Below are 21164 nucleotides of genomic sequence, written 5' to 3'. Positions count from 1 at the left end.
AAAGGATGGGACAGTATGAGCTTTTTTAAAAAACTAAAAGAAAAAATTTCAAAACAAACAGATACGGTAACAGAGAAGTTTAAACAAGGATTAGAAAAAACGAGAAATTCGTTTGCAGATAAAGTAAATGATTTAGTCTTTCGTTACCGTAAAGTAGATGAAGATTTCTTCGAAGAATTAGAAGAAATTTTAATCGGTGCAGATGTTGGCGTTTCGACAGTGATGGAATTAATCGACCAGCTGAAAGAAGAAGTGCAACGTCGTAATATTCAAGATCCAAAAGAAGTACAAGCTGTTATTTCGGAAAAATTAATAGAGATTTATAAAGGTGACAGTGATTTTACTAATGAAATTAATGAGCAAAAGGATGGATTGACAGTTGTTTTATTTGTTGGTGTGAATGGTGTAGGTAAAACGACAACAATTGGTAAGATGGCTCATAAGTTTAAATCAGAAGGTAAGTCTGTCTTATTAGCAGCAGGAGATACATTTCGTGCTGGAGCGATTGAACAATTAGAAGTATGGGGCGATCGCGTTGGGGTAGAAGTGATTAAACAAGGATCAGGGTCTGATCCAGCAGCGGTTATGTATGACGCTGTACAAGCTGCAAAAGCACGTAAAGTAGATGTATTACTATGTGATACAGCAGGACGTTTACAAAATAAAGTAAACTTAATGAAAGAGTTAGAGAAGGTAAAGCGTGTAATTGAGCGTGAAGTACCAGGAGCTCCTCATGAAGTATTACTTGTTATTGATGCAACAACAGGACAAAACGGTTTAAGTCAAGCGAAAACATTCCGTGAAGCAACGAATGTGACTGGTATTGTTTTAACGAAGTTAGATGGAACTGCTAAAGGTGGTATTGTATTAGCAATTCGTAACGAAATGGATGTACCGGTGAAATTCGTTGGATTAGGAGAGCAAATGGATGATCTGCAACAGTTCGATCCAGAACAATATGTATATGGTTTATTTGCGAACTTAGTAGAAACAGAAGAAGTATAAGTGAAAGAAGCGGTATTTTCCGCTTCTTTTTCTATAAAAATATGAGATGTTAAGAAAAAAACTTGACACTCTTTTGTACTCCATGTAAACTAATTCATGTAAAGGGAAATCACTTAACAAAGGATGATCCAACATGCTCGAAAAAACAACGAGAATGAACTATTTATTTGATTTTTATCAATCGTTGTTAACGCAAAAACAAAGAAGTTATATGTCGCTTTATTATCTAGATGATTTATCTCTTGGTGAAATTGCGGAAGAATTTGATGTAAGTCGCCAAGCCGTGTATGATAACATTAAACGGACTGAAGCGATGCTTGAAGAATATGAAGAAAAATTAGTATTACTTCAAAAGTTTCAAGAGCGACAGCGACTTGTTGCAAAGCTAAAACAGCTAATCAGCGAAGAAGAGCATGTGAATGAAGAAATGAAACAAGTTGTTGAAGCTATCGAAAAATTAGATTAGGAGGGCGGCAATATGGCATTTGAAGGATTAGCCGACCGACTTCAACAGACGATGCAAAAAATCCGCGGCAAAGGGAAAGTTTCTGAAGCCGATGTGAAAGAAATGATGAGAGAAGTTCGTCTAGCTCTTTTAGAAGCGGACGTTAACTTTAAAGTAGTAAAAGATTTTGTAAAGCGTGTATCTGAACGTGCTGTCGGACAAGATGTAATGAAAAGTTTGACACCTGGACAACAAGTAATTAAGGTTGTACAGGAAGAACTTACAGAACTTATGGGCGGAGAGCAAAGCAAAATTGCTGTTGCTAATAAGCCACCGACTGTTATTATGATGGTTGGTCTGCAAGGTGCAGGTAAAACAACGACGACAGGTAAGCTTGCGAATTTGCTTCGTAAAAAGCATAATCGTAAACCAATGCTTGTTGCGGCGGATATTTACCGTCCTGCAGCGATTAAACAGCTTGAAACATTAGGGAAGCAATTGGACATGCCTGTATTCTCTTTAGGAGATCAAGTAAGTCCTGTTGAAATTGCGAAACAAGCGATTGCAAAAGCGAAAGAAGATCATCATGATTATGTTTTAATTGATACAGCAGGTCGCCTGCATATTGATGAAGAACTAATGGATGAATTAGCGAAAGTGAAAGAAGTTGCGAAACCGGATGAAATTTTCCTTGTTGTCGATGCGATGACAGGACAAGACGCGGTTAATGTTGCACAAAGTTTCCATGAACAGCTAGGTTTAACAGGGGTTGTATTAACGAAGCTGGATGGTGATACGCGCGGTGGTGCGGCATTATCTATTAAAGCTGTTACAAATACGCCAATTAAATTTGCTGGTATGGGTGAAAAACTAGATGCACTTGAAGCGTTCCATCCAGAACGTATGGCATCCCGTATTTTAGGGATGGGAGACGTCTTAACGTTAATTGAAAAAGCGCAAGCTACAGTTGATGAAGAGAAAGCAAAAGAACTTGAGCAAAAAATGCGTACGCTTTCGTTTACACTTGACGATTTCCTAGAACAACTTGGACAAGTGCGTCAACTTGGACCGCTTGATGAATTGTTAGGAATGCTTCCTGGTGCAAATAAAATTAAAGGGCTGAAAAATGCACAAGTTGATGAAAAACAAATTGGGCATATTGAGGCAATTATTCGTTCTATGACTAAATTAGAGCGAGAACAACCGGAAATAATCAATGCTAGTCGCAAAAAACGCATTGCCAAAGGTAGCGGTACAACGGTACAAGAAATCAATCGTTTAATCAAGCAATTTGATGATATGAAAAAAATGATGAAAACGATGACTGGAATGCAAAAAGGTAAGAAAAAAGGACTAGGTGGATTGAAGTTTCCATTCATGTAAGGAAAAAAGATGGCTCTGTTAAGAAAAAATACTTTACAAAGCAATAGTCTTTTTGCTAATATAATTATCTGTGTGAAATAAATTCGGAGGTGCTTTATAAATGGCAGTTAAAATTCGTTTAAAACGTATGGGAGCTAAAAAAACTCCTTTCTATCGTGTAGTTGTTGCAGATTCTCGTTCTCCTCGTGACGGACGTTTCATTGAGGAAATCGGTACTTACAATCCGGTTGCTCAACCAGCTGAAGTTAAGATCAACGAAGAAGCAGCATTAAAATGGTTAGGAAATGGTGCTAAACCATCTGATACAGTTCGTAACTTATTCTCTAACCAAGGTATCATGGAGAAATTCCACTTATCTAAACAAGGTAAGTAATTGAGGCAATGACTATGAAGAAGTTAGTCGAGACGATTGTCAAGCCTCTTGTCGATTATCCTGAAGATGTAAAAGTTACACAGGAACTTTACAACGGAGAGATAAAGTATCGATTAACTGTACATCCTGAGGATGTTGGAAAAGTCATTGGAAAACAAGGGAAAGTTGCGAAAGCAATTCGAATGCTCTTGTATTCAGTGGGACATCACAATAGTGAAAAAGTAACACTGGAAATTCAATAAACGTAAAAAGGGCGAGGAGTTATTCCTCTCCCTTTTTTAACATTTAAAGAGAAGTTGCATGTTCCATATGTGAAATGGGGATGCTTAATTTATATAGAAACCAGGGGTGACATACTGTTTATGACAAAATGGTTTAACGTAGGAAAAATTGTAAATACTCATGGCGTAAAAGGAGAAATTCGTGTGGTTTCTCGTACGGATTTTCCAGAAGAGCGATATAAAGTAGGGAATACGTTATACATATCGAATGAAAAAGGTGGAGAGCCTTTCCCAGTAAAGATTACTTCTCATCGTCAACATAAAACATTTGATTTATTGACATTTGAAGGATATGGGAATGTAAATGAAGTAGAACAGTTTAAAGGTTCTCTTTTAAAAGTGCCTGAAGATCAATTAGGCGAACTAGCTGAAGGTGAATACTACTATCATGAAATTATTGGTTGCAACGTTGTAACGGAAGAAGGAGAAGTGCTAGGGACAATAAAAGAAGTTCTATCTCCTGGTGCAAATGATGTTTGGGTAATTAAACGTCCAAAAGGTCAAGATTTGTTAATTCCTTATATTGATGATGTTGTGCTTCAAGTTAACATTGAGAATAAATTAGTAACCATTCATGTAATGGAAGGGCTACTATAATGAAAATTGACATTTTAACTTTGTTTCCAGATATGTTTACAGGTGTGTTTGGATCTTCAATTTTAAAGAAAGCACAAGAAAAAGAAGCGGTAGAGCTTCGTGTTGTCAATTTCCGCGATTATACAACGAGTAAGCATAATAGTGTGGATGATTATCCGTATGGTGGCGGCGCTGGGATGGTGTTAACTCCTCAGCCTATTTTTGATGCTGTAGAAGATTTAACGAAAGAGACAGAGCGGAAGCCGCGAGTTGTCTTAATGTGTCCGCAAGGTGAAAGGTTTACTCAGAAGAAAGCGGAAGAGCTTGCAGAGGAAGAACATTTAATCTTTGTATGTGGGCATTATGAAGGATATGACGAACGAATTCGTGAACATCTCGTAACAGATGAGATTTCTATCGGTGACTATGTATTAACGGGTGGAGAGTTAGCCTCTATGGTTATAACTGATAGTGTCGTACGTCTCCTTCCAGGAGTACTAGGAAATCATGCTTCACAAGTCGAGGATTCGTTTAGTACAGGTTTATTAGAGCATCCTCATTATACACGTCCAGCTGATTTTCGTGGTATGAAAGTGCCAGATGTATTAATGTCGGGAAATCATAAAAATATTGATGAATGGCGACATAAAGAATCGTTGCGTCGTACGTACACGCGTAGACCGGATTTACTAGAAGAACGAGAATTGTCTAAGCAAGAAAAGAAGTGGCTAGAACAGATTAAAGAAGGCAAATAAGTGCTTGATATATTTTCTATTGCAACAGCCTTAGCAATATGCTATTATAACACTTGTGCTGCTGAAATCAGTAGCCGTATTAACGATGTTCCGCTGTAATTTATTTAGACTTTATAAGAGCATCTGTTTAAAGGAGAGAATTTAATATGCAACAATTAATCGCAGAAATTACAAAAGGCCAATTAAAAACTGACCTTCCTTCATTCCGTCCTGGAGACACTTTACGTGTACACGTAAAAGTAGTTGAGGGAACTCGTGAAAGAATTCAGCTTTTCGAAGGTGTTGTAATTAAACGTCGTGGTGGCGGAATCAGTGAAACATTCACAGTTCGTAAGATTTCTTACGGTGTAGGTGTAGAGCGTACATTCCCAGTTCACACGCCAAGAATCGCGAAAATCGAAGTACTTCGCCGTGGTAAAGTACGTCGTGCTAAGTTATACTACTTACGTAACCTTCGCGGTAAAAAAGCACGTATTAAAGAAATTCGATAAGACATGTATGGGAGCTTGTAAATGCACAAGCTCCCTTTTTCCAATCTATATAAAATTTTGATATAATACGATCAGCTTACATAATCGTGGAGGGGAAAAGCATGAAGAAAGAAAAGAGTTCACTTTGGGAATGGATCAAGGCAATTTTGATAGCTGTTGTATTAGCAGGTGTTATTAGACAGTTTTTCTTTGCGCCAATTCTCGTAGATGGAGTATCGATGGCGTCTACATTACATGATCGCGATCGAATGATTGTTAATAAAATTGGTTATCACATAGGAGATCCGAAACGATTTGATATTATTGTATTCCGAGCAACGGAAGATAAAGATTATATTAAGCGTATTATCGGCCTGCCAGGCGATGAAATAGAGTATCGTAATGATAAACTATATGTTAACGGAAAGGCTTATGAGGAGCCGTATTTAGACAAGCAGAAAAAACAAATTGCTGACGGACCGCTTACATATGATTTCACTCTTGAAGAAATGACAGGAAAGAAAACTGTTCCAGAAGGTCAATTATTTGTTTTAGGCGATAATCGTCGTTTTAGTAAAGATAGCCGTTCGATTGGTACAATTTCAATGGACCAAGTGATTGGAAAGGCAAATATACTATATTGGCCGTTAAAAGATGCTCGTATTGTGAAATAAAAGAAAAAGAAGGTGGCAACATGGTAATTCAATGGTTCCCGGGACATATGGCAAAGGCTAGACGCCAAGTAACAGAAAAATTAAAGTTAATTGATGTTGTAATTGAGCTTGTAGATGCTCGATTACCCTTATCTTCTCGAAATCCGATGATCGATGAGATTATTACACATAAACCGAGGCTTGTTGTTTTAAATAAAGCGGATATGGCAGATGATCGTTTAACAAAGCAATGGATCGCATATTTTAAAGAAAAAGGCCATATGGCAATTTCAATTAACGCACAGGCTGGACAAGGTATGAAGGAAATTGCAGCGGCTTGTAAAGTGTTAGTGAAAGAGAAATTTGATAAAATGGTTGCAAAAGGTATTAGACCGAGAGCGATTCGTGCATTAATTGTGGGGATACCGAATGTTGGTAAATCTACGTTGATTAATAAGTTAGCGAAGAAAAATATTGCTAAAACAGGAGATCGTCCTGGTGTGACAACAGCTCAGCAATGGATTAAAGTTGGGAAGGAAATGGAATTACTTGATACACCAGGTATACTATGGCCTAAATTTGAGGACCAATTAGTTGGATTACGTCTAGCTACGACTGGTGCAATTAAAGATTCTATTTTAAATCTACAAGACGTAGCTGTTTATGCGCTACGTTTTATGGAGAAACATTACCCAGAGCGATTAAAAGAGCGCTATAATTTAAATGACATTCCAGAAGATATCGTGGAGTTATTTGATGCGATTGGAAAAAATAGAGGCTGTTTAATGGGCGGCGGAATGATTGATTATGATAAAACATCTGAACTTGTACTTCGTGAGCTTCGTGGTGGCAAACTTGGAAAAATGACGTTTGAAACACCAGAAGAGTTTGCAGAGCAGACAGAAGATGCAGAAAAAGTAGAAGAAGTATAAGACGTGCGTTTGTACGTCTTTTCTTTTTTGTATATAAAGGGAGTGGCATGAATGCAAAAAGTGACGATTCAAGAGGCGGAACATTTACTACAAGAAATTATGAGTGAAGAGGACGACCGCTTTCAGATATTAATGAAAGATGAGCGAAAAGGGGTACAAAAGCTCATTTCGAAGTGGTATAAACAAAAAGAGTTAGCACAAAAGGAAAAAGAAAAATTTCTAGAAATGTCTAAATATGAAAATGCATTACGTGAAAAAGGTCTCACATATATCGCAGGTATAGATGAAGTAGGTCGTGGACCGTTAGCTGGGCCTGTTGTGACGGCAGCTGTCGTTCTTCCTAAGGATTTTTATATTCCGGGGTTAAATGACTCGAAAAAGTTGAGTGAAGCGAAACGTGAGCGTTTTTATGATGAAATTAAAGCGCAAGCAATTGCAATTGGAGTTGGAATTGTATCACCGCAAGTTATTGATGAAATAAATATTTATCAAGCGACGAAACAAGCGATGTTAGATGCTGTTGCGAATTTATCTTGTACACCACAATATTTATTAATTGATGCGATGAAACTCCCTACACCAATTCCGCAAACATCTATTATTAAAGGTGATGCAAAAAGTATTTCTATTTCAGCTGCATCCATTATTGCGAAAGTAACGAGAGATCGTATGATGAAAGAGCTTGGAGAAAAGTATCCTGCATATGGATTTGAACAACATATGGGATATGGCACAAAACAACATTTAGAAGCGATTGAAGCGCATGGCATATTAGAAGAACATCGAAAATCGTTTGCGCCAATTAAAGATATGATTCAAAAATAAGCTGCGAAAACGCAGCTTATTTTGTATTTTGACATATAAACATTACTATTTTCCAAAAAGAATAAAGCGATTTCAGTTTTCTGACACTTTATTGTAGACAGCGTGCCAATCATCTTATACAATGGCAATGTAATGTTTTTTAAACATTAAAAAACTTTTCGAGTAAAACAGGAAAACAGGGGAGGATGGGACCATGAATATCCATGAGTACCAAGGTAAGGCAGTCCTTAGAAGCTATGGGGTTAGCGTTCCGAACGGGAAGGTTGCATTTACAGTAGAAGAAGCTGTAGAAGCGGCGAAAGAATTAGGAACGGATGTATGTGTAGTGAAAGCACAAATTCACGCTGGTGGACGCGGCAAAGCTGGCGGAGTAAAAGTTGCAAAAAATTTAGATGAAGTTCGTACATATGCAGAGAGCATTTTAGGAACTACACTTGTGACACATCAAACAGGTCCTGAAGGTAAGGAAGTAAAACGCTTACTTATCGAAGAAGGTTGCGATATTAAAAAAGAATATTATGTAGGTCTTGTTTTAGACCGTGCAACTTCTCAAGTTGTTTTAATGGCTTCTGAAGAAGGCGGAACAGAAATTGAAGAAGTAGCAGAAAAAACACCTGAAAAAATCTTTAAAGAATATATTGATCCAGCAGTAGGCTTACAAGGCTTCCAAGCACGCCGAATTGCATTTAACATCAATATTCCAAAAGAGCTTGTAGGACAAGCTGTGAAGTTTATGATGGGCTTATACCGTGCTTTTATCGAAAAAGATTGCTCTATCGCAGAGATTAACCCACTTGTTACAACAGGTGATGGTAAAGTTATGGCATTAGATGCGAAATTAAACTTTGATTCTAATGCTTTATATCGCCATAAGGATATTTTAGAACTTCGTGACCTTGATGAAGAAGATGCAAAAGAAATCGAAGCTTCTAAATATGACTTAAACTACATTCCTTTAGATGGAAATATCGGTTGTATGGTTAATGGTGCAGGTTTAGCGATGGCTACTATGGATATCATTAAACATTACCATGGCGATCCAGCTAACTTTTTAGATGTTGGTGGCGGTGCGACAGCTGAAAAGGTTACAGAAGCATTCAAAATTATCCTTTCTGACAAAAATGTAAAAGGTATCTTCGTTAACATTTTTGGTGGCATTATGAAGTGTGATGTTATTGCAGAAGGTGTTATTGAAGCAACGAAACAAGTAGGTCTTGAATTGCCTTTAGTTGTACGTCTTGAAGGTACAAACGTAGAGTTAGGTAAGAAAATTTTAAATGAGTCTGGCTTAAATATTGTTGCAGCAGAATCTATGGCAGACGGTGCACAAAAAATTGTTTCACTAGTGGGCTAATAGAAAGCGGGGGAGAAAAATGAGCGTATTAGTTAATAAAGATACAAAAGTTATTGTTCAAGGTATTACAGGTTCTCAAGGGTTATTCCACACAAAGCAAATGATAGAATACGGTACGAAAATTGTCGGTGGTGTAACGCCAGGTAAAGGTGGCACTGATATTGAAGGTGTACCAGTATTTGATACTGTAGAAGATGCAGTGAAAGCAACAGGCGCAAACGCTTCAGTTGTATACGTTCCACCCGCTTTTGCGGCTGATGCAATTATGGAAGCAGTTGATGCAGAAATTGATTTAGTAGTATGTATTACTGAAGGAATTCCTGTATTAGATATGGTAAATGTAAAGAGATATATGGCTGGTAAACATACACGTTTACTTGGACCGAACTGCCCAGGTGTTATCACACCTGATGAATGTAAAATTGGTATTATGCCAGGGTACATTCATAAAAAAGGTCATGTAGGTATCGTATCTCGCTCTGGTACATTAACGTATGAGGCTGTACATCAGTTAACAAAAGAAGGTATTGGTCAATCTACGGCTGTAGGTATCGGCGGAGACCCTGTTAACGGTACAGACTTTATTGATGCGTTAAAAGCATTTAATGAAGATGAAGAAACACATGCTGTAATTATGATTGGTGAAATCGGTGGTACAGCGGAAGAAGAGGCAGCTGAATGGGTGAAAGCTAATATGACAAAACCGGTTGTAGGCTTCATTGGCGGCCAAACAGCGCCTGCTGGCAAACGTATGGGTCATGCTGGTGCAATCATTTCTGGCGGTAAAGGAACTGCTGCAGAAAAGATTAAAACGATGGAAGCTTGTGGTATTAAAGTAGCGGAAACTCCAGCAGTTATGGGTGAAACGCTAATCTCTGTCTTAAAAGAAAAAGGTCTATTTGAGACTTGTAAAAACTACTAATCTGTTGAAAGACACCTTCTTGCTTGAAGGTGTCTTTTTACAAACTTCTTGTTAACATAATAAAAATTATGGGTAAGGAGAATTAGGATGAAAAGAGAACGATTATTACATCTTCATTACTTGTTAGCAGACCATTGGAAGGCGATAGAGAGGCTATTACATGTCGATCCAGAATTGAAGGAAATATACAATTTTAATGCAAAACAAATTGAATGTTACACTGGAATATCCTCGAAAAAATCTTCAGAATTAGTAAATTTTCTTCAAAGTTCAAATCTCCCACAATATATATCTTATTTAGAGAAAAATCGATTCTTTTATATGACAATATGGGATGAAGATTATCCAAAATTATTACGTGAAATACAAGATCCTCCCTTTGTATTATATGGAAAAGGAGAAAAAGATTTTCTCAATAAAGTGAATAAATTAGCGGTTGTTGGAACGAGAGAACCGACTTTATATGGATATGAAAGTTTGAAATTTATTTTACATCCATTATTAGAAAAAGAATGGCTTATTGTCAGTGGATTTGCAAGAGGGATAGATGCGATGTCTCATGAAATTACAGTAAGACGGCATTGCCCAACAATTGCGATACTAGGACATGGATTATCGTATATATATCCAAGAGAGAATCGATATTTATATGAAGTGTGGAATGAATATATATTGTTATTAACAGAGTATCCTCCGCACTACGCACCGAAAAAATGGTATTTTCCAAAAAGGAATCGAATTATTAGTGGCATAAGTAAAGGTGTTTTAGTTGTAGAAGCGAAATCAAGAAGTGGAACACTTATTACCGCAGACCTTGCTCTAGAGCAAAATAGAGAGGTATTTGCACTGCCTGGACCTATATTTATAGATAGTGCATCAGGAACAAATCATCTCATTCAACAAGGAGCGAAACTAGTAAGAAATGCAGAAGATATACTGGAAGAGATTTTAAATTAACCTTATATTTTTATGTTTTTATTAAACAATTATTGACAAATGGTAGATAGGCACTGTATGGTATATTCATTCTTGATTGACAAAAACAAGAGAAATCAATAAGATTAATGAAGACTTGAATCCACCTCTTAAGGAGGCACTAGCATGTCAGATTACCTCGTAATCGTGGAGTCGCCTTCTAAGGCGAAGACCATTGAGAAATATTTAGGGAAAAAATACAAAGTTGTCGCGTCTATGGGACACGTTCGCGATTTACCTAAAAGCCAAATGGGGATAGAAGTAAAGAACAACTTCACCCCGAAGTATATTACCATTCGTGGTAAAGGTCCCGTCTTAAAAGACTTAAAATCAGCAGCAAAAAAAGCAAAGAAAGTCTATCTCGCGGCCGATCCAGACCGCGAAGGGGAAGCTATTGCTTGGCATTTAGCCAATACGTTAAATGTGGACGTTGAATCAGATTGCCGAGTTGTGTTTAATGAGATTACAAAAGATGCAATAAAAGAATCATTCAAACATCCTCGCGCGATTAACATGAATTTAGTAGATGCACAACAAGCAAGACGTATACTAGATCGTCTTGTTGGTTACAATATTAGTCCTTTATTATGGAAGAAAGTAAAAAAAGGATTAAGTGCAGGACGCGTACAATCTGTAGCAGTTCGTTTAATTATCGAACGTGAAAGAGAAATACAAAGTTTCGAGCCTGAAGAATTCTGGACAATTAAGACAGAATTTGTGAAAGGGAAAGACACATTTGAAGCAAGCTTTTACGGTGTAGATGGTGAAAAAGTTCAATTAACGAATGAAACACAAGTGAATGAAATAATTGAACGGCTGAAAGATAATGCGTTCTCAGTTGAAAATGTAACGAGAAAAGAGCGAAAACGTAATCCAGCATTACCATTTACAACATCTTCCTTGCAACAAGAGGCGGCGCGTAAGTTAAACATGCGAGCAAAGAAAACGATGATGCTTGCGCAGCAATTGTATGAAGGAATTGATCTTGGAAAACAAGGAACTGTAGGTCTTATTACGTATATGAGAACTGATTCAACACGTATCTCAGAAACAGCTCAAACAGAGGCACGTACGTACATTACTGAGGCGTTTGGTACGGAATACATAGGAACAGAAAAGAAGAAAGAAACGAAGAAGTCGAACGCACAAGATGCGCATGAGGCAATTCGTCCTACTTCGGTAATGAGAAAGCCAGAGGAACTAAAGAGTTTCTTAAGTCGTGACCAACTTCGATTGTATAAATTGATTTGGGAGCGATTTGTTGCAAGTCAAATGGCGTCTGCTATAATGGATACTGTGACAGCGAGACTCATTAATAATAATGTTCAGTTCCGTTCAAGTGGATCGGTTGTAAAGTTCCCAGGATTTATGAAAGTGTATGTAGAGTCGAAAGATGATGGGGCTGAAGAAAAGGATAAGATGTTGCCACCTTTAGAAGTAGGGGAAACCGTATTTTCGAAGGATTTAGAACCGAAGCAACACTTTACACAACCTCCGCCGCGCTATACAGAGGCTCGTTTAGTAAGAACACTTGAAGAGCTTGGAATTGGAAGACCGTCGACTTACGTACCGACACTTGAAACGATTCAAAAACGTGGATATGTAGGTTTGGATAATAAACGCTTCGTTCCAACTGAACTAGGTGAAATAGTAATTGAACTTATTTTAGAGTTTTTCCCGGAAATTATTAACATTGAATTTACTGCTAACATGGAGCAAAGCCTCGATGAAGTAGAAGAAGGAAATGCGAATTGGGTAAAAATTGTTGATGATTTCTACGTAGGATTTGAACCGCGTTTAGAAAAAGCGGAAAAAGAAATGCGTGAAGTGGAAATTAAAGATGAACCAGCTGGGGAAGATTGTGAATTATGTAATCACCCAATGGTCTTTAAAATGGGTAAATACGGGAAATTTATGGCTTGCTCGAATTTCCCAGATTGTCGTAATACAAAACCGATTGTGAAAGAAATCGGTGTTACTTGTCCGAAATGTGATAAAGGTCAAATTATTGAACGTCGTAGTAATAAAAAGAAACGTCTTTTCTATGGGTGCGGTACGTATCCAGAGTGTGACTTTGTATCTTGGGATAAGCCGATTGGCCGTAAATGTCCGAAGTGTGAAGGTATGCTAGTAGAGAAGAAGTTGAAAAAAGGCGTACAAGTACAATGTATTTCGTGTGATTATGAAGAAGAACAACAAATGTGAGCGTAACTGCTCACATTTTTTTCGGGAAGAAAAGGAAAGGTGATAAATATATGACAACACAAGTAGTAAACGTCATTGGCGCAGGTCTTGCAGGAAGTGAAGCAGCTTACCAAATTGCAAAACGTGGTGTCCAAGTAAGATTATACGAAATGAGACCGGTAAGGCAAACGCCAGCTCATCACACAGATAAATTTGCAGAATTAGTATGTAGTAACTCGCTTCGCGCAAACACATTAACAAATGCTGTTGGTGTTATTAAAGAAGAAATGCGTTTAATGGATTCTGTTATTATTCGTGCAGCTGATGAGTGTTCTGTACCAGCAGGAGGGGCTTTAGCGGTAGATCGTCATGAATTTGCGGCAAAAGTAACGGAATATGTGAAAAATCATCCGAACGTAACTGTGGTGAATGAAGAAATCACTGAAATTCCAGAAGGTCCTACTGTTATTGCGACAGGTCCACTTACGTCGCCTGATCTTTCTGCGCAATTAAAAGAATTAACGGGTGAAGACTACTTTTATTTCTATGATGCAGCAGCACCGATTGTTGAGAAAGACAGCATTGATATGAATAAAGTGTATTTAAAATCTCGTTACGATAAAGGTGAAGCGGCATATTTAAACTGTCCAATGACGGAAGAGGAATTTGACCGTTTTTACGAGGCTTTAATCGCTGCTGAAACAGTACCTTTAAAAGAATTTGAAAAAGAAATTTTCTTTGAAGGTTGTATGCCGGTAGAAGTTATGGCAAGTAGAGGAAGACAAACACTAGTATTTGGACCGATGAAACCTGTTGGATTAGAAGATCCAAAAACAGGGAAAACGCCATATGCTGTTGTTCAGTTACGTCAAGATGATGCAGCGGGGACGTTATACAATATCGTAGGTTTCCAAACGCATTTAAAATGGGGACCGCAAAAAGAAGTGTTACAGTTGATTCCGGGACTGGAAAACGCAGAGATTGTACGTTATGGTGTAATGCATCGTAATACGTTTATTAATTCACCTAACTTACTTCGTCCAACATACCAATATAAACAACGTGATGATTTATTCTTCGCTGGTCAAATGACTGGAGTAGAGGGGTATGTTGAATCGGCGGCTTCAGGATTGCTAGCAGGTATCAACGCTGCTCGACTTGTAAAAGGTGAAGAGCCGGTTGTATTGCCACCTGTAACTGCAATGGGAAGTATGGCGAATTATATTACTGCGACAAACGCGAAAAACTTCCAGCCAATGAATGCAAACTTCGGTCTGTTTGCACCGTTAGAGAAGAAAATTAAGAAAAAAGCAGAACGTAATGAAGCCTATGCAGCACGCGCTTTAGAAACGATTCGAAATTTTGTAAATATTTAGTTAAATTTCTTGCAAAGGCTACTAAGTTGTGATACGATTTAGTAGCCTTTATTGAGGTGAATTGTGTGAATGTGAAGAAATTGTTACAATTATTCGTTGGATATTTACAAATTGAAAGAAATTATTCAAAATATACAATTGCAAGTTATCAAAATGATTTAGAACATTTTGTGCAATTTATGGAGCGAGAAGGCATATCCTCTTTTTTAGATATTACATACGCGGATGTTCGTTTGTACTTAACGACGTTGCACGATGAAAAGTTAGCCCGTAAATCTGTCGCAAGAAAAGTATCAAGCTTACGAAGTTTATATCGTTTTTTGATGCGTGAAGGTTATCGGAAGGATAATCCGTTTGCACTTGCGTCACTCCCCAAAAAAGAATTGTCAATCCCAAAGTTTTTATATGCTGAAGAATTAGAGGAATTATTTGAAGTTTCTGATACGGAAACCCCGTTAGGTCAAAGGAATCAAGCTTTATTAGAGTTGATGTATGCGACCGGGATCCGTGTGAGTGAATGTGTCAATTTACAACTTACCGATATTGATTTTGCGGTGGGAACAATTTTAGTAATGGGAAAAGGAAAAAAACAAAGGTATATTCCGTTCGGGAGCTATGCACAAGATGCTTTAATTACTTATATAGAGAACGGGAGAAAACAGTTAGCCAAGAAAACTGAAGAACAATCTCATATGGTATTTTTAAATGCGAAAGGCACGCCGCTGACAAGTCGAGGAGTACGCTATGTATTAAATGAACTCATTAAGAAAGCTTCACTGACAATGCGTATAAGTCCTCATATGTTAAGGCATACATTTGCTACACATATGTTAGATGAAGGGGCAGATTTACGTACTGTACAGGAGCTACTCGGTCATGAAAATTTGTCTACGACACAAATTTATACGCATGTCTCTAAAGAAAGATTGCGTTCTGTCTACATGAAGCATCACCCACGGGCATAAATTGCTTTTAAAGCTATAAAAACATATAAAGGAGTTTTTTCTATGGGAAATTTCCACGCTACAACGATATTTGCAGTTCATCATAATGGAGAATGTGCAATGGCTGGAGATGGCCAGGTGACAATGGGAAATGCTGTTGTAATGAAACATACAGCTCGTAAGGTTCGTAAACTTTTTCAAGGGAAAGTTTTAGCTGGTTTTGCAGGTTCAGTTGCTGATGCATTTACTCTTTTTGAAATGTTTGAAGGGAAATTAGAAGAGTATAATGGAAACTTGCAGCGTGCTGCTGTTGAGATGGCGAAGCAATGGCGCGGTGACAAAATGTTACGTCAGCTAGAAGCGATGCTCATTGTCATGGATAAAACAACGATGCTCCTTGTTTCAGGTACGGGAGAAGTGATTGAACCGGATGATGGTATTTTAGCAATTGGATCTGGCGGAAATTATGCGCTTTCAGCAGGTCGTGCTTTAAAACAATATGCAAGTGAACATTTAACAGCGAAGCAAATTGCGAAAGCGAGTTTAGACATTGCAGGCGATATTTGTGTGTATACAAACCACAATATAATTGTGGAAGAATTGTAGAATCGTAAGGGAGGCATTTTATATGCATTTACATTTTACTCCGCGTCAAATTGTGGAAAAATTAGATCAATACATTATCGGTCAAAAGGATGCGAAGAAAGCGGTTGCTGTAGCTTTAAGAAATCGATACCGCCGAAGTAAATTAGCTGAAAATCTACGTGATGAAATTGCACCTAAAAATATTTTAATGATTGGACCGACAGGTGTTGGTAAAACAGAGGTAGCACGACGAATGGCGAAACTCGTTGGAGCACCTTTTATTAAGGTTGAAGCCACGAAATTTACAGAAGTTGGATATGTAGGTAGAGATGTAGAATCGATGGTACGTGACCTTGTGGAAACGTCAGTTCGCATTGTGAAAGAAGAAATGGTAGTAAAAGTACAAGACAAAGCAGAAGAACAAGCGAACCAACGTCTTGTTGAAATTTTAGTGCCGAGTCCGGAGAAGCAATCTGGATTTAAAAACCCATTAGAAATGCTATTTGGTGGCGCTCAAAATTCGAATCAAACAACAGATTCACAGGAAGATGTTGAAATCGAAAAGAAACGTCAAGATGTGGAAAGAAAGCTTGCTGCAGGACTTCTTGAAGATGAAATTGTATCGATTGAAGTGACTGAACAACAGTCTTCCATGTTCGATATGCTGCAAGGAACTGGCATGGAACAAATGGGGATGAATTTTCAAGATGCATTAGGAAGTTTTATGCCGAAAAAAACAAAAAAACGTAAACTTTCTGTAAAAGAAGCAAGAAAAGTCTTGACAAATGAGGAAGCACAGCGCTTAATTGATATGGATGAAGTTACACAAGAGGCTGTTTATCGTGCTGAACAGCTCGGGATTATTTTTATCGATGAAATTGACAAAATTGCTGGTAAGCAGTCGAATAGTGTAGATGTATCACGTGAAGGTGTGCAACGTGACATTTTACCAATTGTAGAAGGATCAAATGTTGCGACAAAATACGGATCAGTAAAAACGGATTATATTTTATTCGTTGCAGCTGGAGCGTTTCATATGTCTAAACCGTCAGATTTGATTCCGGAATTACAAGGGAGATTTCCGATTCGAGTAGAATTAACAAAATTATCGACGGATGATTTTGTTAAAATATTAATCGAGCCTGATAATGCGTTAATTAAACAATATATTGCTTTATTAGCGACTGAAGGTATAGAAATTGAATTTTCAGACGAAGCTATTCGTAAGATTGCTGAGATTGCTTATCAAGTTAATCAGGATACAGATAATATTGGAGCAAGAAGACTTCATACGATTATGGAGAAGCTCCTTGAAGATTTATCGTTTGAAGCATCTGAAATTACGTTAGAGAAAATAACGATAACGCCTCAATACGTTGAGGAAAAATTAGCAACGATTGCTAAAAATAAAGATGTGAGCCAGTTTATTTTGTAATAGTGTCATCAGGTGACTCGCCCTAGTTTCCAAGTGATGAAAAAATATGTGAGTAACATGTAGGAGGAACTTTTGAAATGGAATTATTAGCAAAAACAAGAAAATTAAATGCGTTATTACAGAGCGCAGCAGGAAAGCCTGTAAACTTTAGAGAAATGTCTGACACAATGTGTGAAGTAATCGAAGCGAACGTATTCGTAGTAAGCCGTCGTGGTAAATTACTAGGTTATGCAATTCACCAACAAATCGAGAATGAGCGTATGAAACAAATGCTTGCAGAGCGTCAATTCCCAGAAGAGTATACACAAAGCTTATTCAACATTACAGAAACATCTTCAAACTTAGATGTAAACAGTGCTTACACAGCATTCCCAGTAGAAAATAAAGAATTATTTGGTCAAGGCTTAACTACAATCGTACCGATCGTTGGTGGCGGTGAGCGTCTAGGTACATTAGTTTTAGCTCGTCTTGGTCAAGAGTTCTTAGATGATGATTTAATTCTTGCTGAGTACAGCTCAACTGTTGTAGGTATGGAAATTTTACGTGAAAAAGCAGAAGAAATTGAAGAAGAAGCACGTAGCAAAGCTGTTGTTCAAATGGCGATCAGCTCATTATCTTACAGTGAGTTAGAAGCAATCGAGCACATCTTCGAAGAATTAAACGGAACAGAAGGTTTACTTGTTGCAAGTAAAATTGCTGACCGCGTAGGAATCACTCGTTCGGTAATCGTAAATGCACTTCGTAAATTAGAAAGTGCTGGTGTAATTGAGTCGCGTTCTTTAGGTATGAAAGGAACATACATTAAAGTACTAAACGACAAATTCTTACATGAACTTGCTAAATTAAAAACAAACTAATTTATAAAACTCTTCTCATTTTTTGAGGAGAGTTTTTTTGTATAACAGATTGATGTTGTTCGTACATAGCGTCATAATCGCATTTTTTTGAAAGGCCATGAATTGCATTTCACTTTTTTTGCTTAAAAGAAATGTAGGTTGGTAATACTAGAATTCGAGTATGAACAAAGAAAGTTTTACATTGTTCGCATTTTCGACTTGATTGTAATATTTCAGTATGATATAGTAAGCAGTGGTGTCAGTACAAAGTACACACGTTTACTGATTTAAGTGTTGGTGCTACGTTTGTAGTTTCGCTTAGAGATGAAGTAAACGGAGGATATCAAAAACCATTTAGGAGGAACTATATTATGTCAGTAATTTCTATGAAGCAATTGCTTGAAGCTGGTGTTCATTTCGGACATCAAACTCGTCGTTGGAACCCAAAAATGAAGCGTTACATTTTCACAGAGCGTAACGGTATCTACATCATCGACTTACAAAAAACTGTGAAAAAAGTTGAGGAAGCTTTCAAAGTTATGCGTGACATCGCTGCTGAAGGCGGAGACATCTTATTCGTAGGTACTAAAAAACAAGCACAAGAAGCTATTAAAGAAGAAGCAACTCGTGCTGGTATGTACTTCGTTAACCAACGTTGGTTAGGTGGAACTTTAACTAACTTCCAAACAATCCAAAAGCGTATCAAGCGTCTTAAAGACATCGAAAGAATGCAAGAAGATGGTACTTTCGAAGTACTACCTAAGAAAGAAGTTGTTCAACTTAAAAAAGAGTTAGAGCGTCTTGAGAAATTCTTAGGCGGTATTAAAGATATGAAAGGTCTTCCAAGTGCATTATTCGTAGTAGACCCTCGTAAAGAGCGTATTGCAGTTGCTGAAGCACGCAAATTACACATTCCAATCATCGGTATCGTTGATACAAACTGTGATCCAGACGAAATCGATCACGTTATCCCAGCGAACGATGATGCAATTCGTGCTGTAAAACTTCTTACATCTAAAATGGCAGACGCGATCCTTGAAGCAAAACAAGGTGAAGAAACTGTTACTGCGTAACAAAGTTGGAAAGGTGATAAGGGGTTCGGCCTTTTATCACCTTTTTTAAGGTATAAACACCTTTATAAAAGGTATAAATACATATTTTAGGAGGATGAAAAGTATGGCAATCACTGCACAAATGGTAAAAGAATTACGTGAAAAAACTGGCGCAGGTATGATGGACTGCAAAAAAGCTTTAACAGAAACTAACGGCGACATGGAGAAGGCAATTGACTTCTTACGTGAAAAAGGTATCGCGAAAGCTGCTAAAAAAGCAGACCGCATCGCTGCTGAAGGTTTAACTTTCATCGAAACAAACGGTAACGACGGTTTAATCTTAGAATTAAACTCTGAAACTGATTTCGTTGCGAAAAACGAAGGTTTCCAAACATTAATTAAAGAATTAGCTGCTCACCTATTAGCTAAGAAGCCTGCTAACGTTGAAGAAGCTATGGCTCAAACAATGGAAAACGGTAAAAAAGTTGAAGAGCACATCAACGAAGCAATCGCTAAAATTGGTGAAAAGCTTACACTTCGTCGTTTCGAAATCGTATCAAAAACTGATGCAGATGCATTCGGTGCTTACCTACACATGGGTGGACGCATTGGTGTTCTAACAGTTCTTGAAGGTTCTACTGATGAAGCGGCTGCTAAAGACGTAGCAATGCACATCGCTGCAGTTAACCCAAAATACATCGATCGTGATGCTGTAACAGCTGAAGAAGTTGAGCATGAGCGTCAAGTATTAACACAACAAGCATTAAACGAAGGCAAGCCTGAAAAAATCGTTGCAAAAATGGTTGAAGGCCGTCTAGGCAAATTCTTCGAAGAGATTTGCTTACTTGACCAAGCATTCGTTAAAAACCCTGATATGAAAGTTCGTCAATTCGTTGAGTCTAAAGGCGCAACATTAAAAGGATTCGTTCGCTACGCTGTTGGTGAAGGTATCGAAAAACGCGAAGACAACTTTGCTGAAGAAGTAATGAACCAAGTAAAAGGTAGTAACTAATACAGATTAGGGAACACATTGTGTTCCCTTTTTTAAAATAAAGATGTAAGCAATTGGAGGTTCATTATGAGTAAACCGAAATATAATCGTGTCGTTTTAAAGCTGAGTGGAGAAGCTTTAGCTGGCGAGCAAGGATTTGGAATCAACCCAGCTGTTATTAAGTCAGTTGCGGAACAAGTGAAAGAAATTGCAGAACTAGATGTAGAGGTTGCTGTTGTTGTTGGCGGCGGTAACATTTGGCGTGGAAAAATTGGAAGTGAGATGGGCATGGATCGTGCAGGAGCGGATTACATGGGCATGTTAGCGACAGTTATGAATTCATTAGCTCTTCAAGATAGCTTGGAGAACATCGGAATTCAAACTCGCGTACAAACTTCAATTGAAATGCGTCAAGTGGCAGAGCCTTACATTCGTCGTAAAGCAGTTCGTCACTTAGAGAAAAAACGTGTTGTTATCTTTGCAGCAGGTACTGGTAACCCATACTTCTCTACAGATACAACGGCAGCATTACGTGCAGCGGAAATTGAAGCTGACGTAATTTTAATGGCGAAAAACAATGTGGATGGCGTATATAATGCAGATCCATCTATTGACCCAACAGCTACGAAATACGAAACACTTACTTACTTAGATGTATTAAAAGAAGGTTTAGGTGTAATGGATTCTACAGCTTCTTCTCTATGTATGGATAATGATATTCCATTAATTGTATTCTCAGTTATGGAAAAAGGGAATATTAAACGTGCCGTGTTAGGCGAAAATATCGGAACAGTTGTAAGGGGGAAATAAAT

Annotated in this window: 23 protein-coding genes; all 23 read left to right on the top strand. The window is 37.7% G+C overall.

Features of this window, described 5'->3' with window-relative positions; all coding sequences use genetic code 11:
* Positions 1-15: 15 nt before the first annotated feature.
* The 23 genes from ftsY to pyrH all read left to right on the top strand — a co-directional run bounded on the left by ftsY (position 16) and on the right by pyrH (position 21162).
* Positions 16-1005 carry a signal recognition particle-docking protein FtsY gene (gene ftsY / locus ACTT1L_RS05740; RefSeq protein WP_000007646.1) on the top strand — a complete coding sequence of 330 codons (990 nt, stop codon included), beginning with the start codon at positions 16-18 and terminating at the stop codon, positions 1003-1005.
* 133 nt (positions 1006-1138) lie between these two features.
* The gene (locus tag ACTT1L_RS05735) at positions 1139-1471 is read left to right on the top strand and encodes a putative DNA-binding protein (protein WP_000891062.1); all 333 of its coding nucleotides are present in this window, start codon (positions 1139-1141) and stop codon (positions 1469-1471) included.
* A gap of 12 nt (positions 1472-1483) precedes the next feature.
* Entirely contained in the window at positions 1484-2833 is a 1350-nt protein-coding gene (gene ffh / locus ACTT1L_RS05730) for a signal recognition particle protein (protein WP_000863461.1), read from the top strand.
* Between the two features lie 100 nt (positions 2834-2933).
* Complete coding sequence (gene rpsP, locus ACTT1L_RS05725; protein WP_000268750.1) at positions 2934-3206, top strand: 30S ribosomal protein S16; 273 nt, start codon at positions 2934-2936, stop codon at positions 3204-3206.
* Positions 3207-3220: 14 nt separating this feature from the next.
* Positions 3221-3448, top strand: coding sequence for a KH domain-containing protein (locus tag ACTT1L_RS05720; RefSeq protein WP_000737403.1), 228 nt, complete (start codon positions 3221-3223; stop codon positions 3446-3448).
* Between the two features lie 120 nt (positions 3449-3568).
* Positions 3569-4084, top strand: coding sequence for a ribosome maturation factor RimM (gene rimM / locus ACTT1L_RS05715; protein WP_044791576.1), 516 nt, complete (start codon positions 3569-3571; stop codon positions 4082-4084).
* Positions 4084-4818, top strand: coding sequence for a tRNA (guanosine(37)-N1)-methyltransferase TrmD (gene trmD, locus ACTT1L_RS05710; protein ID WP_000686892.1), 735 nt, complete (start codon positions 4084-4086; stop codon positions 4816-4818). The genes rimM and trmD overlap by 1 nt, the downstream gene beginning before the upstream one ends.
* Positions 4819-4964: 146 nt before the next feature.
* Positions 4965-5309 (top strand): 50S ribosomal protein L19, encoded by a 345-nt coding sequence (gene rplS / locus ACTT1L_RS05705; RefSeq protein ID WP_001186516.1) that lies wholly within the window; start codon positions 4965-4967, stop codon positions 5307-5309.
* A 101-nt stretch (positions 5310-5410) separates the two neighbouring features.
* Positions 5411-5962 carry a signal peptidase I gene (lepB, locus tag ACTT1L_RS05700; RefSeq protein ID WP_000711857.1) on the top strand — a complete coding sequence of 184 codons (552 nt, stop codon included), beginning with the start codon at positions 5411-5413 and terminating at the stop codon, positions 5960-5962.
* A gap of 20 nt (positions 5963-5982) precedes the next feature.
* On the top strand, positions 5983-6873 hold the full coding sequence (gene ylqF, locus ACTT1L_RS05695) for a ribosome biogenesis GTPase YlqF (RefSeq protein ID WP_000236700.1): 891 nt from the start codon (positions 5983-5985) through the stop codon (positions 6871-6873).
* A 51-nt stretch (positions 6874-6924) separates the two neighbouring features.
* On the top strand, positions 6925-7698 hold the full coding sequence (gene rnhB, locus ACTT1L_RS05690) for a ribonuclease HII (protein WP_001174725.1): 774 nt from the start codon (positions 6925-6927) through the stop codon (positions 7696-7698).
* 193 nt (positions 7699-7891) lie between these two features.
* A complete protein-coding gene (gene sucC, locus ACTT1L_RS05685; RefSeq protein ID WP_001020785.1) occupies positions 7892-9052 on the top strand; it encodes an ADP-forming succinate--CoA ligase subunit beta in 1161 nt (386 codons plus the stop codon).
* Positions 9053-9071: 19 nt separating this feature from the next.
* On the top strand, positions 9072-9974 hold the full coding sequence (gene sucD / locus ACTT1L_RS05680) for a succinate--CoA ligase subunit alpha (RefSeq protein WP_442821827.1): 903 nt from the start codon (positions 9072-9074) through the stop codon (positions 9972-9974).
* A gap of 87 nt (positions 9975-10061) precedes the next feature.
* Positions 10062-10931 carry a DNA-processing protein DprA gene (gene dprA, locus ACTT1L_RS05675; protein ID WP_061131599.1) on the top strand — a complete coding sequence of 290 codons (870 nt, stop codon included), beginning with the start codon at positions 10062-10064 and terminating at the stop codon, positions 10929-10931.
* 144 nt (positions 10932-11075) lie between these two features.
* Positions 11076-13154 (top strand): type I DNA topoisomerase, encoded by a 2079-nt coding sequence (topA, locus tag ACTT1L_RS05670; RefSeq protein WP_001286973.1) that lies wholly within the window; start codon positions 11076-11078, stop codon positions 13152-13154.
* Positions 13155-13204: 50 nt separating this feature from the next.
* Positions 13205-14509, top strand: coding sequence for an FADH(2)-oxidizing methylenetetrahydrofolate--tRNA-(uracil(54)-C(5))-methyltransferase TrmFO (trmFO, locus tag ACTT1L_RS05665; protein WP_001998091.1), 1305 nt, complete (start codon positions 13205-13207; stop codon positions 14507-14509).
* Positions 14510-14574: 65 nt separating this feature from the next.
* The gene (xerC, locus tag ACTT1L_RS05660) at positions 14575-15474 is read left to right on the top strand and encodes a tyrosine recombinase XerC (RefSeq protein WP_001101228.1); all 900 of its coding nucleotides are present in this window, start codon (positions 14575-14577) and stop codon (positions 15472-15474) included.
* A 42-nt stretch (positions 15475-15516) separates the two neighbouring features.
* A complete protein-coding gene (gene hslV / locus ACTT1L_RS05655) occupies positions 15517-16059 on the top strand; it encodes an ATP-dependent protease proteolytic subunit HslV (protein WP_000526271.1) in 543 nt (180 codons plus the stop codon).
* 22 nt (positions 16060-16081) lie between these two features.
* A complete protein-coding gene (gene hslU / locus ACTT1L_RS05650) occupies positions 16082-17473 on the top strand; it encodes an ATP-dependent protease ATPase subunit HslU (protein WP_000550081.1) in 1392 nt (463 codons plus the stop codon).
* A gap of 77 nt (positions 17474-17550) precedes the next feature.
* Positions 17551-18330 (top strand): GTP-sensing pleiotropic transcriptional regulator CodY, encoded by a 780-nt coding sequence (gene codY / locus ACTT1L_RS05645; protein ID WP_000421288.1) that lies wholly within the window; start codon positions 17551-17553, stop codon positions 18328-18330.
* Between the two features lie 350 nt (positions 18331-18680).
* Positions 18681-19382 carry a 30S ribosomal protein S2 gene (gene rpsB, locus ACTT1L_RS05640; protein WP_000111483.1) on the top strand — a complete coding sequence of 234 codons (702 nt, stop codon included), beginning with the start codon at positions 18681-18683 and terminating at the stop codon, positions 19380-19382.
* Positions 19383-19485: 103 nt separating this feature from the next.
* Positions 19486-20373: a translation elongation factor Ts gene (gene tsf / locus ACTT1L_RS05635; RefSeq protein ID WP_001018580.1), complete on the top strand. Its 888-nt coding sequence runs from the start codon at positions 19486-19488 to the stop codon at positions 20371-20373.
* A gap of 66 nt (positions 20374-20439) precedes the next feature.
* Positions 20440-21162, top strand: a complete 723-nt coding sequence (gene pyrH / locus ACTT1L_RS05630; RefSeq protein WP_000042663.1) for a UMP kinase — start codon at positions 20440-20442, stop codon at positions 21160-21162.
* Positions 21163-21164: the final 2 nt, after the last annotated feature.

The organism is Bacillus sp. FH (genome assembly GCF_052216825.1).
Lineage (GTDB): Bacteria > Bacillota > Bacilli > Bacillales > Bacillaceae_G > Bacillus_A > Bacillus_A paranthracis.
This window is presented reverse-complemented; position numbering and strand designations above follow the sequence as displayed.

Coding starts and splice junctions, on each gene's coding strand:
- dprA (WP_061131599.1), top strand. CDS start 10,062: ATGAAAAGAGAACGATTATTACATCTTCATTACTTGTTAGCAGACCAT.
- tsf (WP_001018580.1), top strand. CDS start 19,486: ATGGCAATCACTGCACAAATGGTAAAAGAATTACGTGAAAAAACTGGC.
- pyrH (WP_000042663.1), top strand. CDS start 20,440: ATGAGTAAACCGAAATATAATCGTGTCGTTTTAAAGCTGAGTGGAGAA.
- lepB (WP_000711857.1), top strand. CDS start 5,411: ATGAAGAAAGAAAAGAGTTCACTTTGGGAATGGATCAAGGCAATTTTG.
- rpsB (WP_000111483.1), top strand. CDS start 18,681: ATGTCAGTAATTTCTATGAAGCAATTGCTTGAAGCTGGTGTTCATTTC.
- rpsP (WP_000268750.1), top strand. CDS start 2,934: ATGGCAGTTAAAATTCGTTTAAAACGTATGGGAGCTAAAAAAACTCCT.
- sucC (WP_001020785.1), top strand. CDS start 7,892: ATGAATATCCATGAGTACCAAGGTAAGGCAGTCCTTAGAAGCTATGGG.
- trmD (WP_000686892.1), top strand. CDS start 4,084: ATGAAAATTGACATTTTAACTTTGTTTCCAGATATGTTTACAGGTGTG.
- ffh (WP_000863461.1), top strand. CDS start 1,484: ATGGCATTTGAAGGATTAGCCGACCGACTTCAACAGACGATGCAAAAA.
- topA (WP_001286973.1), top strand. CDS start 11,076: ATGTCAGATTACCTCGTAATCGTGGAGTCGCCTTCTAAGGCGAAGACC.
- ACTT1L_RS05735 (WP_000891062.1), top strand. CDS start 1,139: ATGCTCGAAAAAACAACGAGAATGAACTATTTATTTGATTTTTATCAA.
- ylqF (WP_000236700.1), top strand. CDS start 5,983: ATGGTAATTCAATGGTTCCCGGGACATATGGCAAAGGCTAGACGCCAA.
- hslU (WP_000550081.1), top strand. CDS start 16,082: ATGCATTTACATTTTACTCCGCGTCAAATTGTGGAAAAATTAGATCAA.
- rplS (WP_001186516.1), top strand. CDS start 4,965: ATGCAACAATTAATCGCAGAAATTACAAAAGGCCAATTAAAAACTGAC.
- ftsY (WP_000007646.1), top strand. CDS start 16: ATGAGCTTTTTTAAAAAACTAAAAGAAAAAATTTCAAAACAAACAGAT.
- rnhB (WP_001174725.1), top strand. CDS start 6,925: ATGCAAAAAGTGACGATTCAAGAGGCGGAACATTTACTACAAGAAATT.
- hslV (WP_000526271.1), top strand. CDS start 15,517: ATGGGAAATTTCCACGCTACAACGATATTTGCAGTTCATCATAATGGA.
- rimM (WP_044791576.1), top strand. CDS start 3,569: ATGACAAAATGGTTTAACGTAGGAAAAATTGTAAATACTCATGGCGTA.
- sucD (WP_442821827.1), top strand. CDS start 9,072: ATGAGCGTATTAGTTAATAAAGATACAAAAGTTATTGTTCAAGGTATT.
- ACTT1L_RS05720 (WP_000737403.1), top strand. CDS start 3,221: ATGAAGAAGTTAGTCGAGACGATTGTCAAGCCTCTTGTCGATTATCCT.
- codY (WP_000421288.1), top strand. CDS start 17,551: ATGGAATTATTAGCAAAAACAAGAAAATTAAATGCGTTATTACAGAGC.
- trmFO (WP_001998091.1), top strand. CDS start 13,205: ATGACAACACAAGTAGTAAACGTCATTGGCGCAGGTCTTGCAGGAAGT.